The organism is Actinomycetota bacterium, from assembly GCA_035540895.1.
Classification (GTDB): domain Bacteria; phylum Actinomycetota; class JAICYB01; order JAICYB01; family JAICYB01; genus DATLFR01.
This window is the reverse complement of record DATLFR010000172.1, coordinates 1-13,753: the sequence shown is the minus strand read 5'-3', so window position 1 is coordinate 13,753 and position 13,753 is coordinate 1. Positions and strand designations below refer to the sequence as shown.

Genomic DNA, 13,753 nt, shown 5'->3' with positions numbered 1-13,753 from the left:
CCGATGCCTTCACCTACACGGTGGCCGACCCGGACGGGCTGACCTCCACGGCGACCGTCACGATCAAGGAGGCGGACTGCGGCGAGAGCGACCTCGTGGACGACGTCGTGGAGCCAGCGGTAGGCAGCGTCGACCGGTCATTGGCGAAGGCCGTTCACGACGTCAACTGCAACCTCGTCGAGTAGGGAGCGTATGGTCGGCTCCAGCGCGAGCGTCCGCAGCCCACGAGGCGAGGACGAGTAGCCGTCTCGAGGGCTCCGCGCGGAAGGACCTCGACGCGGAAGCGGCTAGCCCTTGCCCTCGACCCTCGTCACGTCCACAGGCGCCACGATCTCTATGGCCGCGCCGAGATCGTAGAAGCGCGCTGAGTAGGACGAGTGCGTCGTCACGGTCTTGGGCTCCAAGGAGTCCTCGCCGGTCGGGATCTTCCTCGTATCGCCGTTCTCGTCCTTCACCAGGATCTCGCCGGCGCTCGGCGACGCCAGGGTCGTCGAGAATCGGACATCTATCCGCCGGACGATGTTCTCTTCATCGATCCAGACGTCGAGCTGCTTCATGTCCTGACCCTCGGTCGACCCCATCCCGAAGTTGAGCGGCGGGGCCTGGTCGGTCCTGGTCGCGCGGAGGTGGCGCACAGGTTGTCCGTCGATCTCGTCACGTCCGACCTCTTCGAACCCCACCGTTGGCTCGAGCAGCGTTAGAACCGAACGGGGGTCGATGTTGAACAGATCCGACCGCTGCGCACCTGCCGCGTTCACATCGTGGAACCAGCCCTCCTGTCCCGGGATGCCATCCAAGAGGTAGAACTCGCCGTCGACGGTGCGGTTGCGAGCCCGGAAGCCGGGCGACCGCCCGTCCGGCGCGAAGTCGATCTCCATCTCGAGGTTCTGCCCCGCGAACGCGACGCGGGCGGTGCCCCGACGGACCCACTCCTCCTTACCGGTTGAGAACCGGATCTCGGCACGCCCCGTGCCTTCCATCGCTTCTCGCGAACGAGAGGCCACCAGTCGCATGTCGACAGGCATGGTCGATGGCGGCGCGGACGCGAGCACGACGGAGATGACCACAGCTGCACTCCCAAGGGCTGCCAGGGCTGCACCCGCCCTCGGCCTGCGGGTCAGACGCCGAGGCCTGGCCAGGATGTCGTCGGGGGTCGTACGGGCGGGCGCCTCCCCAAGCGGAGCGGGGCGGGCCAAACGGAGCGCTTCCAGCACTTCATCGACCATCACTCACCTCCTCGAGTTCGTTCGATCTCAGGGCCGTCGCCAGGCGCTGTCGCGCCCGGTGGAGACGGACACGCGCAGCACCGGGCGAGCAACCGAGGACCGCCGCGACCTGGCGCGGCGCGAGGTCATCCCACGCAACGAGCCGTAGCACCTCCTGATCGGCCTCCGACAGGGTCGCGAGCGCCGAGCGGAGGAGATGTGCAGAGGGGTCGGACGACGGCCCTCCCTCTTCGGCGGGCCGAAGGCGTACGACCGCCTCACGTTCCCGTCGCCGGCTGCGGAGATGGTTCCTCCAGTGGTTCCGCGCGGCCGCGAAGAGCCACGGGATGGGGTCGTCGGCCGGGATCCGCTCGAGCCGTCGCCACGCGAGCGTGAACACTTCCGCTACGAGGTCTTCGGCGTCGGCTGCCGTCATGCCCCGGTTCAGCGCGTACCGACGGACCGCGTCGTTCGTTCGGTCGAACATCAGCCGGAATCTCGTCTCTGCGTCCACTGCAGTGTTATGTCGCCGGGGCCGGTGTTCGTTACCGGGGAGGCCTAGATCGCCTCGAGGACCCGTGACCACACGATCGCGCCCAGGAGTCCGACCAGCGTCATCAGCGCGAGGGCCGACCCCATGTAGCGTCGCCGCGAGCCGATCAGGACCATCGCGATCGGGACAGCGAACGACGCGATGAGGATGACCAGGACCGGGCCAGCCTCCGGTGTGAGGATGGCTCCGCTACTTCGAGAGAGCGGGTACATCCCCTGAGAGAGCAGGGATCCGGCGATCACCCCCCAGGCGCTCGACCTGTTGCGGCCGGTGGCATTACGCGCGTACCACCCGAGCCCGCCGAGTACGGGTCCGGCCACGAGCGCGAGACCGCCCCAGATCAGAGCCGCGTCGAAGAGGGTGCGAGACGCAGCGCGGAGCCCAAGCGCCGACGCGCCGCCCGTAGTACGTCGATACGCCGCCTAGCATCACCACGGCTCCCGCTGAGGCGGCTGGCCCGGGTCCGGCCGCCCAGGCGCCCAGGGCCGTGGCCGCGATCCCCCAGGAGAGACCCGTGCTGGCTACCAACAGGAGGATGCGGCCGATCGGTCCCCCGATCTGGTCCGCGGCGAGGGCAAGTGCGCCCAGGAGGACGGCGAGGACGATGGCGGCGCTCAGGAGGGTCAGCCACGACGGCCCTGGGGCGTGCTCCCTGTCGCGCACAGTAGGACGCTAGCAGGTAGGAGTTCCGCGCCGGCCACGGGATCGACCACGACCCGATCTCCGTTCCACCTGAACGACCAGTCGTAGCCGGATCGGCGGGCGACCCCAACCACACCCCCCGTGTGCCCGCTCATCTGCAGACACCTCACACCTCCGCGTGCGCGATGGCGGGTTCCGGGTGCGGTCCTCGCGGCCGCGATCAGGCCCGTAGCAGCCCGATCCCGATGGTGCCATCTACCGTGAGGCTGACGGCTCCGACCTGATCCAGGGCGTGGGGCCCGGTCGGTGGGCGTCCGAGGAATCGAACCTCGCCATCGTCCTTGTAAGGGACGTGCTCTACCACTGAGCTAGACGCCCGAGCGCGTCGAGTCTATCGCGCGCTCTCCCGCCCCCTCGACGACTCCTTGCGGCTTCGTACCCGGACCCGCCGCGGGGGTCCTGCGAATACGATGGCGCCATGGGCACCGGTGAGGAGGTCCTGAACGTCGACGGCCGTGAGGTGGCGGTCAGTCACCCGGAGAAGATCTTCTTCTCGGAGCGCGGCGAGACCAAGCTCGATCTCGTGTTGCACTACCTCCGTCACGCGGAGGCGTTCATGCGGGTGTGCGGCGGCCGTCCGACCCTGATGCAGCGGTTCCCCGAGGGAGCCGAGGGTCCGAACTTCTTCCAGAAGCGGGTGCCCCGGTCCATCCCCGAGTGGCTGCAGACCACCATCGTGAGCACGCCGAACGGCACGACTTCGCAGGCGCTCGTGTTAGCCGACCTCGCGCACGTCGTGTGGGCGGTGAACATCGGTTGCCTCGGCTTCCACGTCTGGCCCTATCTGGCGGCAGACCCCGACCACACCGACGAGCTGCGCCTCGACCTCGACCCGCAGCCCGGCGTCAGCTTCGATCAGGTGCGCGAGGCGGCGTGGGAGCTGAAGGCGCTCCTCGACGAGGCGGGCATCCGGGGCTACCCGAAGACGACCGGGAACCGCGGGATCCATGTGTACGTGCGTCTGGAGCCGCGGTGGGACAGCTACCAGGTGCGGTCGGCGGCGGTGGCGGTGGCGCGCGAACTGGCCCGTAGACGTGCCGACCTCATCACCGACGCGTGGTGGAAGGAGGAGCGCGGCTCCCGGGTGTTCGTCGACTTCAACCAGAACGCACCGCACAAGACCGTGTTCGGAGCGTGGTCCGTACGGGCGCGTCCGGGAGCCCAGGTCTCGACCCCCCTGTCATGGGAGGAGATGAACGAGATCCATCCCGACGAGCTCACGATCGCCACCCTCGAGGGTCGGGGCGACCCCTGGCTGGAGATGAACGACTATCCCCAGGACCTCGATCCGCTCCTGGAGATGAACGAGCGCGACAGAGCGAACGGGATGATGGACGCGCCGTGGCCCCCGGTGTACCCGAAGCAGCCGGACGAGCCGCCGCGCGTCGCCCCGAGCCGGGCCCGGAAGTCCTAGGGCGTCAGGACGATCTTCGTGCAGTCGTCCTGCTTGTGCTTGAAGATCTCGTAGCCGCGCGGCGCCTCGTCGAGCGTCATCCGATGGGTGATCACGAAGCTCGGATCGATCTCACGGTCCTGGATCCGCTGCAGGAGCGGACGCAGGTAGCGATGCACGTGGCACTGGCCGGCCTTCAGCGTGAGCGACCTGTTCATGAACGACCCGGTGGGGAACTTGTCCATGAACCCGCCGTACACGCCGACCACCGAAACGATCCCCCCGTTGCGGCAGCTCGTGATCGCCTGGCGCAGGGCGTGCCCCCGCTCCGTCTGCAGCCGCAGCCCCTGCTTCACCCGGTCGTAGGCGTTGATGAGCGGCGTCCCATGGTGCGCTTCCATGCCTACGGCGTCGATGCACGCGTCCGGACCCCGTCCCCCCGTCATGTCCTTCAGGGCCTCCGAGACGTCTACCTCCTCGTAGTTCAGGACCTCGGCTCCCCTCGCCCGGGCCATCTCCAGCCGGTACGGGAAACGGTCGATCGCGATGACGCGGTGAGCACCGAGCAGGTAGGCGCTCGCGACGGCGAAGAGTCCCACCGGTCCGGCTCCCCAGACCGCGATGATGTCCCCTTCGGAGATCTCGCACATCTCGGCCCCCATGAAGCCGGTGGGGAATATGTCGGTGAGGAAGAGGACCTGCTCGTCCGTGAGCGTGTCGTCCTCGATCTTCAACGGGCCGATATCGGCGAACGGCACCCGGACGTACTCGGCCTGCCCTCCCGCGAACCCGCCCGTGAGGTGTGAGTACCCGAAGATCCCGGCCGTGGGATAGCCGAACATCTTCTCGGCTAGCGCGGCGTTGGGGTTGGAGTTCTCGCACAGGGAGTAGAGCTCTCGCTCACACGCGTTGCACGCGCCGCAGGCGATGGGGAACGGGACGATCACCCGGTCCCCCACCTTGAGGTTGGTCACGGCCGACCCGAGCTCGACGACTTCGCCCATGAACTCGTGTCCGAGCACGTCGCCGTTGCGCATCGCCGGGATGTAGCCGTCGTAGAGGTGAAGGTCGGATCCGCAGATCGCGGTGGACGTGACGCGGACGATGGCGTCGCGTGGGTCGAGGATCCGGGGATCGGGGACGTCCAGGATCTCGACCGAGTTGATCCCCGTCCAGCACGCCGCCCTCACGACGACACCTCCGCCGGCTGAGCCGCCCGGTACGGGAGCTGCTGGAGGGTCCCGCCCGCATCCGGGGTGGCATCGGAGCGGACGACGTGTCCGGTCTCGACGAGCTGCTTGAAGCGGCGCAGCTCGTCGCGGGCGTGTCCGTCCGAGGTCTCCAGCACGACCTCGGTCCCCTGTCCGGCGGGAGCCTCCGTGAAGGTCACCGATCCAGGTGTGCCCACGCCCGCGTGAAGGTCATCCCACGCGCGTCGCACCTCGTCGGGAGCCCGGTTCACGGTCGCGACGGCACGCGTGTGGGAAGGAGCGGGGTCGCCGGAGACGCTGCGCATCACGTCCGCCACCGTCGCTCCCACTACAGCGGCGGCCGCCCCGGCCGTGCGTGCACCGGCTCCCGGGGACCGGCCGAGGGTGAGCAGAGCGAGGTCGAGGACGTCGCCGGCGACGCGCCCCCAGAAGAAGACCGTCCGGTGCGTGGCGAGTATGGCCACCCCGGCGGCCACCTCGCGGGCGCCCATGGCCCGCATCACCCGCCTCGCGGTCGGCGTGGCACGGACACCGACCATCCTGTTCACCGCGTCCGGCATGGCCAGCTGCGCGGCTCCGAGCCCGACGCTGAACCAGCCGAGGGCCCGTCCAAGTGGGTCGTGGTGTTCGTGGTGGCTCATGGGGCTCCCCTCATCCGTGGGTGAACCCCTCCCATGCCCTCCACCCATGGGGGGCAAACGCGGTCCCGCGAACCGGCGTGGCTAGGTGGGTCCGGCCCGGTAGGGCGTCTGCCCGTTCGAGCGCTCGAGCTCCGCGCGCAACTCCGCCTCCCGCTCGCGCATCGCCTCCCGCCCCTCGCGCAGGGCCTCCCGCAGCCGTGCTCCCAGCTCACGACCCCGCGCCGTCGCCGACTGCGCCACCTCGGCTCCCCGGGCGGCAGCCGCATCGACCGCCTTCGTCGGCATCTGCTTCGCCTTCTCCCGCGCCCACACGTATAACCCCACGCCGGCCATCGCTCCGAGGAGGAGCCAGCGGATCCGCTTCAACATCAGCGTTCCCTCATCTTCTGCCAGGCCCGCGCGGCGCCTGCGGCCAGAGCCACCCCCCGGACGGCCGGGTTGGCGATGGCGGTGGCGAGCGTGGTCGTCACCTTCTCGACGGCGGTGACCGTCCCCTTGACCGACTCGAGTATCCCTTCGACCTGGACGAGTTCGCGGTTCACACCGTCGACGGTCTCGTTCACGTCCGAGAGCATCGGGACGACCTGACGCCGGAGATCCTCCAACAGGTCGCGCGTCGACGTGAGGACCCGGAACAGGCTGAGCAGGACGACGCAGAGGAAGGCGACCAGGATCGCCCAGAAGACCGCGGCCGCGACGAGCGCCCACCCGCTCAACGACACATCCACGCGCACCTCCGCACTCGACGTCCGGGTAGATGTTCTACCGGATGCCGGGGCCCGGTCGCGCGCCAGCGCGGCCACGAGGGACCGCTTCATACTGGGGGCCTCGTCCGGTACCCAGGAGGGAAGATGCGTCTGCCGCTGAGCGGCCGTGCCCTGTCGGCGCTGCTGTCCGTGCTCGTCCTGGTGACGGGGTCGGGCGCGCTCGGCCACCGGTGGATGACCGAACCCGACCCCGTGTCCGTGGACCAGGCGCTCGAGGAGTACCGTTCGTCGGCGACCCCCGCTCCTGGGCAGCAGGACGCGCCCGCCACGGGTCTGCAGCCCACCGACGGGCCGCCCGACGACGCGACCGCGCCGGGGACGGACGCAGCCCGGCCCGGTCGGGCGCCCTCCGGCGGCGGACCGGCGGCCCCGACACCGGCGCCGGCTCCCGGCTCGGTCCCGCCGCCCCCGCCCGGCGTGTACACGTGGCAGACGGACGGGTGGGAGGAGGCCGGTTTCCGGCGCACGTACCCGACCGAGACGACCCGCATCGTGACGCCTCGCGACGCGCGCAGCGTGACGAACAACCACAAGTTCTCCCAGGACCATGAGGAGTGGTTCGTCCTGCAGAGCACGGACAGGGGTGGGGTGATGTCGGAGCGTCGGATGAAGATCACCTTCGGTCCGGTCACCGTCGACCGGACCGTCGTCTTCGACCCGCCGCTGCTCGGCGTCCCGATCCCCCATCAGGTGGGCGCCCGCTGGCAGGGGACATGGACCGGCGCCACGTCCGGGTCGTACACCGGCGAGACGCTCGAGAAGCGCACCGTCCGCATCGGCAACGAGGACGTGGAGGTGTACGTCAACGAGCTGAGGATGACGATGCGGGGGGAGAGCGAGGGGGAGGTCATCACGCGGCTGTGGTACTCCCCCGCCCACCGCCTGATGGTCCGCGAGGAGGGGAACTACACGATGCGCGGGGGCCCGGGGACCTATCGCACGGAGTACACGATCACCCTGCGCTCGACCAGGCCGCAGGCCTAGCGGTCCGGCTCCCAGTACCGCCGATCCTCAGCCTCCTCCGGCCGGTACCTCTGCTCGACCCCCGGGTGGTCGTGCGGGTACCGGTACCCCTTCCCCTCCTTCGTCAGCTGACGCGCCACGACCGGGTCGGACGAGCGCAGGTGCGGAGGGACCTGCGTCGTAGCGAGTTCGCTCACGTGCTTGCGGGCTGCGCCTATGGCCCGGTAGACGGCGTTGGACTTCGGCGCGAGCGACAGGTAGACGGCGCCCTGGGCCAGGTTGAGCTGCGCCTCCGGGAGCCCTACGTGCTCGAGCGCGTGCGCCGTCGCGACAGCTACGACGAGGGCCTGCGGGTCGGCCATCCCGATGTCCTCCGACGCGAAGATGACCATCCGCCGGGCTATGAAGCGAGGGTCCTCGCCGCCCTCGAGCATCTCGGCCAGCCAGAAGAGCGCCGCGTCCGGGTCGGACCCGCGCATCGACTTGATGAACGCGCTGATCACGTCGTAGTGGCGGTCCTGCGCCTTGTCGTAGCGCACGACGCGGCGCGCCATGGCGGCCTTGGCATCGTCGATGGCCACCCGCGCGTCCTCCCGTGAGAGCGCGAGCTGGGCGGCTGCCTCGAGCGCGTTCAGTGCTACCCGGGCGTCTCCCCCGCCGGTGGTGGCCAGCCACTCGAGCGCCTCGTCGTCGGCGCTGACACCCGTGTCGCCCAGGCCGCGGGCGGGGTCGGCGAGCGCGCGCCGCATGAGCTCGATGACGTCGGACGGCGCGAGCGGCTCGAGCCGGAAGAGCAGGGACCGCGAGACCAGCGGCGAGTTCACCTCGAAGAAGGGGTTCTCGGTCGTGGCTCCGATGAGAACGAGGGAGCCGTCCTCGACGGCGCCCAGGAGGGCGTCCTGCTGGGCGCGGTTGAAGCGGTGGATCTCGTCGAGGAACAGGACCGTCCGGCCCTGGGTCTGCGCCTTCGCGATCACCTTCCGGACATCCGCCACCCCGGCCGAGATGGCGGAGAGCTGCTCCACCGGGGAGTCGGTGCGGCTCGCGACGATGTGCGCGATCGAGGTCTTGCCGGTCCCCGGGGGCCCCCACAGGATCGCCGACCGCAGCTCGTCGCGCTCGATGAGCGCTCGCAGCATCGTCCCCGGACCGACCACGTGCTGCTGGCCGACGATCTCGTCCAGCGTGCGCGGGCGCATGCGGACGGCGAGCGGGGGTCGGCCCTCGAACAAGGAAGGGCTTCGCTGCATGGCCTCACCCTAGCGTCCCCGCCCGTCCGGTCGGAGTCTCGGCTGGCGATCAGCGCTTGACGAGCCGGAACATCACGAAGCCCGGACGCTCGTGGAGCTTGGCGTACGTGTCGGGGAACCGGGCTCCCATCTCGTCGCCCGGTAGCGGTTCCACCAGCCTCTCGATGACGAACCCTGCCTCATGGAACTCGGCGCACGTCACGGTCAGCGGGAGCCTCCAGTAGCGCACCTGCCACCCGTTCACCCACGTCTCCTCGACGGGCTCGACGTCGAAGTAGCTCCCGCCGAGCCGGACCCAGTCCGTCGTCGGGTGGTGCGTGGATACGACGAGGTAGCCGTCCGGACGCAGGACGCGATGGACCTCCCGCAGCAGCGATGTCCGGTCGTCCAGGTGATGGATGACGAGAGCCATGACAGCCACGTCGAAGGAGGACTCGGGGAGGTCGAGGGGTTCGGATAGGTCCTGGACCCTGAACTCCGCCTCCGGGACCCGCTCCCGGGCCAGCTCGACCATGCGGGGCGATCCGTCGAGACCCATGAGGGACGCGCCGCGGGAGACCAGCTCGGCGGCGTACAGGCCGGGACCGCATCCGACGTCCAGCACCCGCTTCCCGGACACGTCACCGACCAGCTCTAGGACGGCCGGGCGGTCGTACAGCGCGTTGTAGGCGCCGTGCGCCGCGTGCTCCGCGTACTGGTCGGCGAAGTCCTCCCAGGACCTACTTCCGGTCATCGTCGACGAGCCGGATGCGCAGGTCGCGCAGCTGCTTCGGGTCCACCGGGGATGGGGCTCCCATCATGAGGTCCGACCCCGTCTGTGTCTTGGGGAACGCGATCGTCTCCCTGATGTTGTAGTTGCCGGTGAGCAGCATCACGATCCGGTCGATCCCGATCCCGACGCCGCCGTGCGGGGGGGCGCCCCAGCGCAGCGCCTCGAGGAAGAAGCCGAACCTGGCCTCCGCTTCCTCGGCGCTCATCCCGATGACGTCGAACACCTTCTGCTGGATGTCCGGACGGTTGATCCGGATCGAACCGGACAGCATCTCCAGCCCGTTGCATACCAGGTCGTAGGACTGCGAGACCGCCCGTCCGGGATCGCCGTCGAGCAGTTGGATCGAGTCCGCCGTGGGGGCCGAGAAGGGGTTGTGGGCGGCGTCCCAGCGCTTCTCGTCCTCGCTCCACTCGAAGAGCGGGAAGTCGACCACCCAGAGGAAGCGCCAGTCCGCGGGGTCGGAGGGGGAACGCACCACGCCGGTGTCCCGCGCCATCTCAAGGCGGAGCTGACCGAGCACGGTCGACGCGAGCAGCGGATCGCCCGCTACGAGCAGCAGGAGGTCGCCCACCTCTGCCCCCAGGCCCTCTCGTATCCCCTTCAGCTCGGCTTCGGACAGGAACTTCGCGATCGGCGCGCGCAGCGTGTCCGGCTCGACGACCATCCACACGACGCCGGGCGCGGATCCGAGTTCCTTGGCCCGCTCGATCAGCGCGTCCGACCTCGCCCGCGAGAGCCCCTCCCCCGCCCCCGGGACACGTAGGCCGCGGATCGCGCCTCCGCCCTCGACCACGCCGGCGAACGCCTTGAACTCCGTGGAGGCGAAGACCTCGGTGACGTCGACGATCTCCGGACCAGCCCGCAGGTCGGGCTTGTCGTTGCCGAAGCGGTCCATCGACTCCTGGTAGGAGATGCGCTCGAAAGGGACCGGGAGCTCGTGTCCGAGGCACTCCCGCCAGATGGAGGCGAAGACCCCTTCGACCATCGTGAGCACGTCGTCACGCTCGACGAAGGACATCTCCAGGTCGAGCTGCGTGTGCTCGGGCTGGCGGTCGGCGCGCAGGTCCTCGTCGCGCAGACAGCGGGCGATCTGGTAATAGCGCTCGACCCCGGACACCATCAGGATCTGCTTGAAGATCTGCGGCGACTGGACGAGGGCGTAGAAGCTGCCGGGCTGGAGCCTCGACGGCACGAGGAAATCGCGCGCCCCCTCCGGCGTCGATCGCGCCAGGATCGGCGTCTCGATCTCGAGGAACCCCTGCGCGTCGAGGAACGAGCGCATCGCGGTGACGGCCTGCGTCCGCGTGCGGAGCATGTGCTGCATGGGAGCCCGGCGCAGGTCCAGGTACCGGTACCGGAGCCGTGTCTGCTCCTCGGCCTCCACCTCGTCGGCGATAGGGAACGGCAGCGGCGGGCACTCCGCGAGGATCTCGATCGTCGACGCCACCACCTCGACGTCGCCGGTCTCGAGGCGCGGGTTCTCCGTCCCCTGCGGGCGCGTGCGGACGGTCCCCCTCACCTGCACGCACCACTCGTCGCGCAGCCGGTGGGCGACCTCGGCGACCGCATCGTCGGAGCAGACGACCTGGACGACGCCCGACGAGTCGCGGACATCCACGAACAGGACGCCGCCGTGATCGCGGTGCGCGTTCACCCACCCGGCCAACGTCACGTCGACGCCGGCGTGATGGTCGCGCAGCTCTCCACAGGCATGGGTCCTGAGCAAGGGAAGTCCTCCTCGACGACGGACGTCGAGGATACGTCACCCCGCGGGCCCGCCCGCGTCTCGGACCTCCCGGTGCCGGACAACCACGTTTCCGGGCCGGCGGGCCCGGGGACACGTACCGGGATGGACACGGTCCGCATCCTCGAGCAGTCGGACACGGTGGCCGTGGTGGGCTTCTCGGCCGACCCGGCCAAGTCCGCCCACTCGATCCCCGTCTCCCTGAAGCGGTCCGGGTACCGGGTCGTGCCGGTCAACCCCAACTGCACGGAGGTGGCGGGCGAACGGTCCTATCCGAGCCTGCGTGACGTCCCCCATCCGATCGACCTCGTGGTCGTGTTCCGTCCGGCCGAGGAGGCCCCCGGGATCGCCCGGCAGGCCGTCGAGGTCGGGGCAAAGGCCCTGTGGCTGCAGTCGGGGCTGCGCTCGCCGGAGGCTCGTCGTATCGCGACCGAGGCCGGCCTCGGCTACGTGGAGGACCGCTGCACCGCCGTGGAACGGTCGGTCCACGGGATCCGCAAGCTCCGGTCCGGCTGAGCGGGTCGCGAACAGGCCTCGAGCACGGGTGCGCACACCTCGTAGAAGGGGTGTCCTCGACCATGTCGCCCGAACGCGTGGTCCGGGCTCATCGCCCCGATGCTAACGTCAGCGCGACCATGACGAGGTTCCAGGCCCTCCCCGGCTTCCGCGACTTCTACCCCGACGAGATGGCGGTCCGGAACGCGATCTTCTCGGCGTGGCGGGACGTCGCGCGCAGGTACGGGTTCGCCGAGGTGGACGGGCCCCCGCTCGAGCCCCTCGACCTGTTCGTCGCGAAGTCGGGCCCGGAGATCGTCCAGCAGCTGTACGCGTTCACCGACAAGGGCGAGCGGGAGGTGGCGCTGCGCGCAGAGATGACGCCGACGCTCGCGCGGATGGTCGGGGCGCGGGCGGGCGGCCTGCGCAAGCCGGTCAAGTGGTTCTCGATACCGCAGCTGTTCCGCTACGAGCGCGCCCAGCGCGGACGGCTGCGCGAGCACTTCCAGCTCAACTGCGACATCGTCGGAGAGCGGCGGGTGGGCGCCGACGCCGAGCTCCTCGCCCTCGCCATCGACGTGCTGCGCGCGCTCGGGCTCGGTCCCGACGACGTGGTCGCACGCGTCTCGAGCCGGGCCCTGCTGGCCGCGCTCATGGTGGACGCCGGCGTCCCGACCGACAGGCTCCCGCTCGTCTACAACATCGTGGACAAGCTGGAGCGGGACGGACGCGACTCGGTGGCCGACCGGCTGCGGAAGGAGGCCGAGCTCGACCCCGGACCCATCCTCGCCCCGTTCGAAGCGCCCGATCTCGACGGCGTGCGCCGCTACGCCACGGGGGACGACGCGGAGGCGGCGCTGAACGACGTCGCCGAGCTCTTCGATCGCCTCGACGCGATGGGGCTCGGCGGGTTCCTGCGCTTCGACCTGTCCATAGTGCGTGGGCTCGCCTACTACACGGGTGTCGTCTGGGAGCTCTTCGACCGGCGGGGAGAGCTGCGAGCGATCGCGGGCGGCGGGCGTTACGACCGCCTGCTGGGTGAGCTCGCGGGAGCCGACCTGCCCGCACTCGGGTTCGGCATGGGTGATGTCGTCCTGACGGAGCTCCTGCGCGACCGGGGGCGCCTGCCCCACACCGACGCCGGAGTGGAGTGGTTCCTCGTCGCGGTGCACGCCGACCAGGTCGCGCCCTTGCTCGAGCTCGCGCACCGCCTCCGCGACTCGGGGGCGTCGGTCGAGTACGAGTTCGCCGAGGGGTCCGTGGGCAAGCAGTTCAAAGCGGCCGGCGCGCGTGGCGCTCGCCGGGTGGCGGTGCTGGGTCCGGACGAGGTCGCGGCGGGTGAGGTGACGGTCCGGGACATGGCCACCGGCGAGGAGGCCCGGGTGCCCATGGCCGAGCTCGGGGGGTAGGCTGTCGGCATGAGGCGCACCCTCCTGCTCGGCGCGGCGGCGGTCCTGGCGCTCGCGAACATGGCCCCCGCGACCGGCGACCCCTCGGGACAGACGAGTCCGACACCGGAGCCCATCGTCGTGCGCGGGTCGTCCGGGGGTCCGCAGATGGGAGACCTGGCGTCCGTGCGCGTCGAGGGAGGGGCCGAGCAGACGGTCGCAGCGCCCACGTTCGAGCTATCCCGGCCCGCGCCGGCCCCGCAGCCGGGATCGGGACGCGACGAGACGGCCTCCTCGACCACCCGGACCGGCGGCAAGGAGACGACGAAGATCTCGGGGTCGGGATCCTTCTCGTCCTCGCAGGACAGCGGGACGACGTCCGGGCGCAGCTCCGGGTCGAGCTCGGGCGGATCGTCGTCGACGAGCGGGAGCCGCCCCGACGGGCAGCAGATGTGCAGCATGCCCGCCATGTGCTGAGGTCCCGATGAACCCACGTCGCTGGCGCATCGCGGCCCTCACCCTGCTCACGGTGACGGCAGGGTTCGGCTCCTACCTCGCGTTCACGTCCGGGAGCGGGAGCACCCCCGCCCCGGCGGAGGCGTTCGAGGTGAGCGCTCAGATCGGACCCGGCCCCCGGCCGGGAGACCTCCACGCGCTGCTCGCCCCGAC

The 13,753-nt window shown here is 70.2% G+C and carries 17 protein-coding genes and 1 tRNA gene; 7 read left to right on the top strand and 11 right to left on the bottom strand.

Annotated elements, in window-relative coordinates:
• A partial coding sequence (locus tag VM840_10005; GenBank protein ID HVL81911.1) for a hypothetical protein occupies nucleotides 1-185 on the top strand: 185 nt, incomplete at its 5' end.
• 102 nt (nucleotides 186-287) lie between these two features.
• Here VM840_10005 and VM840_10000 read toward each other — a convergent pair.
• From VM840_10000 to VM840_09985, 4 genes are all read right to left on the bottom strand, one after another.
• Nucleotides 288-980: a hypothetical protein gene (locus tag VM840_10000; GenBank protein ID HVL81910.1), complete on the bottom strand. Its 693-nt coding sequence runs from the start codon at nucleotides 978-980 to the stop codon at nucleotides 288-290.
• 235 nt (nucleotides 981-1,215) lie between these two features.
• Nucleotides 1,216-1,719 carry a sigma-70 family RNA polymerase sigma factor gene (locus VM840_09995; GenBank protein ID HVL81909.1) on the bottom strand — a complete coding sequence of 168 codons (504 nt, stop codon included), beginning with the start codon at nucleotides 1,717-1,719 and terminating at the stop codon, nucleotides 1,216-1,218.
• A 44-nt stretch (nucleotides 1,720-1,763) separates the two neighbouring features.
• Nucleotides 1,764-2,099 carry a DUF6518 family protein gene (locus VM840_09990; GenBank protein ID HVL81908.1) on the bottom strand — a complete coding sequence of 112 codons (336 nt, stop codon included), beginning with the start codon at nucleotides 2,097-2,099 and terminating at the stop codon, nucleotides 1,764-1,766.
• A 608-nt stretch (nucleotides 2,100-2,707) separates the two neighbouring features.
• Nucleotides 2,708-2,778 (bottom strand) — tRNA-Val (locus tag VM840_09985).
• A 100-nt stretch (nucleotides 2,779-2,878) separates the two neighbouring features.
• On the opposite strand from VM840_09985, the gene VM840_09980 reads away from it, so the two are divergent.
• Nucleotides 2,879-3,874, top strand: a complete 996-nt coding sequence (locus tag VM840_09980; GenBank protein ID HVL81907.1) for a DNA primase small subunit domain-containing protein — start codon at nucleotides 2,879-2,881, stop codon at nucleotides 3,872-3,874.
• Here the strand turns inward: VM840_09980 and VM840_09975 are convergent.
• The 4 genes from VM840_09975 to VM840_09960 form a co-directional block, all read right to left on the bottom strand.
• Nucleotides 3,871-5,043: a zinc-dependent alcohol dehydrogenase gene (locus VM840_09975; protein HVL81906.1), complete on the bottom strand. Its 1,173-nt coding sequence runs from the start codon at nucleotides 5,041-5,043 to the stop codon at nucleotides 3,871-3,873. The two genes, VM840_09980 and VM840_09975, sit on opposite strands and share 4 nt — an antisense overlap.
• Nucleotides 5,040-5,705, bottom strand: a complete 666-nt coding sequence (locus VM840_09970) for a hypothetical protein (GenBank protein HVL81905.1) — start codon at nucleotides 5,703-5,705, stop codon at nucleotides 5,040-5,042. The genes VM840_09975 and VM840_09970 overlap by 4 nt, the downstream gene beginning before the upstream one ends.
• 81 nt (nucleotides 5,706-5,786) lie before the next feature.
• On the bottom strand, nucleotides 5,787-6,074 hold the full coding sequence (locus VM840_09965) for a hypothetical protein (GenBank protein ID HVL81904.1): 288 nt from the start codon (nucleotides 6,072-6,074) through the stop codon (nucleotides 5,787-5,789).
• Entirely contained in the window at nucleotides 6,074-6,421 is a 348-nt protein-coding gene (locus tag VM840_09960; protein ID HVL81903.1) for a DUF948 domain-containing protein, read from the bottom strand. The genes VM840_09965 and VM840_09960 overlap by 1 nt, the downstream gene beginning before the upstream one ends.
• 135 nt (nucleotides 6,422-6,556) lie before the next feature.
• Here VM840_09960 and VM840_09955 point away from each other — a divergent pair, with 135 nt between their 5' ends.
• The gene (locus VM840_09955; protein ID HVL81902.1) at nucleotides 6,557-7,456 is read left to right on the top strand and encodes a hypothetical protein; all 900 of its coding nucleotides are present in this window, start codon (nucleotides 6,557-6,559) and stop codon (nucleotides 7,454-7,456) included.
• On the opposite strand, the gene VM840_09950 is transcribed toward VM840_09955, so the two are convergent.
• Genes VM840_09950 through aspS form a run of 3 tightly spaced genes read right to left on the bottom strand, consistent with a single transcriptional unit; the run spans nucleotide 7,453 to nucleotide 11,183 of the window.
• Nucleotides 7,453-8,685: a replication-associated recombination protein A gene (locus VM840_09950; GenBank protein ID HVL81901.1), complete on the bottom strand. Its 1,233-nt coding sequence runs from the start codon at nucleotides 8,683-8,685 to the stop codon at nucleotides 7,453-7,455. The two genes, VM840_09955 and VM840_09950, sit on opposite strands and share 4 nt — an antisense overlap.
• Before the next feature lie 49 nt (nucleotides 8,686-8,734).
• Complete coding sequence (locus tag VM840_09945) at nucleotides 8,735-9,418, bottom strand: class I SAM-dependent methyltransferase (protein ID HVL81900.1); 684 nt, start codon at nucleotides 9,416-9,418, stop codon at nucleotides 8,735-8,737.
• On the bottom strand, nucleotides 9,405-11,183 hold the full coding sequence (aspS, locus tag VM840_09940; protein ID HVL81899.1) for an aspartate--tRNA ligase: 1,779 nt from the start codon (nucleotides 11,181-11,183) through the stop codon (nucleotides 9,405-9,407). The genes VM840_09945 and aspS overlap by 14 nt, the downstream gene beginning before the upstream one ends.
• 123 nt (nucleotides 11,184-11,306) lie before the next feature.
• Between aspS and VM840_09935 the strand changes: the two genes are divergently transcribed.
• The 4 genes from VM840_09935 to VM840_09920 all read left to right on the top strand — a co-directional run.
• Complete coding sequence (locus VM840_09935; protein HVL81898.1) at nucleotides 11,307-11,717, top strand: CoA-binding protein; 411 nt, start codon at nucleotides 11,307-11,309, stop codon at nucleotides 11,715-11,717.
• A 119-nt stretch (nucleotides 11,718-11,836) separates the two neighbouring features.
• Nucleotides 11,837-13,105: a histidine--tRNA ligase gene (hisS, locus tag VM840_09930; protein ID HVL81897.1), complete on the top strand. Its 1,269-nt coding sequence runs from the start codon at nucleotides 11,837-11,839 to the stop codon at nucleotides 13,103-13,105.
• 9 nt (nucleotides 13,106-13,114) lie between these two features.
• Nucleotides 13,115-13,561: a hypothetical protein gene (locus tag VM840_09925; protein ID HVL81896.1), complete on the top strand. Its 447-nt coding sequence runs from the start codon at nucleotides 13,115-13,117 to the stop codon at nucleotides 13,559-13,561.
• A 7-nt stretch (nucleotides 13,562-13,568) separates the two neighbouring features.
• On the top strand, nucleotides 13,569-13,753 hold a 185-nt coding region (locus tag VM840_09920; GenBank protein ID HVL81895.1), incomplete at its 3' end, for a hypothetical protein.

Coding starts and splice junctions, on each gene's coding strand:
- VM840_10000 (HVL81910.1), bottom strand. CDS start 980: ATGGAAGGCACGGGGCGTGCCGAGATCCGGTTCTCAACCGGTAAGGAG.
- VM840_09980 (HVL81907.1), top strand. CDS start 2,879: ATGGGCACCGGTGAGGAGGTCCTGAACGTCGACGGCCGTGAGGTGGCG.
- VM840_09970 (HVL81905.1), bottom strand. CDS start 5,705: ATGAGCCACCACGAACACCACGACCCACTTGGACGGGCCCTCGGCTGG.
- VM840_09965 (HVL81904.1), bottom strand. CDS start 6,074: ATGTTGAAGCGGATCCGCTGGCTCCTCCTCGGAGCGATGGCCGGCGTG.
- VM840_09955 (HVL81902.1), top strand. CDS start 6,557: ATGCGTCTGCCGCTGAGCGGCCGTGCCCTGTCGGCGCTGCTGTCCGTG.
- VM840_09950 (HVL81901.1), bottom strand. CDS start 8,685: ATGCAGCGAAGCCCTTCCTTGTTCGAGGGCCGACCCCCGCTCGCCGTC.
- VM840_09945 (HVL81900.1), bottom strand. CDS start 9,418: ATGACCGGAAGTAGGTCCTGGGAGGACTTCGCCGACCAGTACGCGGAG.
- VM840_09935 (HVL81898.1), top strand. CDS start 11,307: ATGGACACGGTCCGCATCCTCGAGCAGTCGGACACGGTGGCCGTGGTG.
- hisS (HVL81897.1), top strand. CDS start 11,837: ATGACGAGGTTCCAGGCCCTCCCCGGCTTCCGCGACTTCTACCCCGAC.
- VM840_09925 (HVL81896.1), top strand. CDS start 13,115: ATGAGGCGCACCCTCCTGCTCGGCGCGGCGGCGGTCCTGGCGCTCGCG.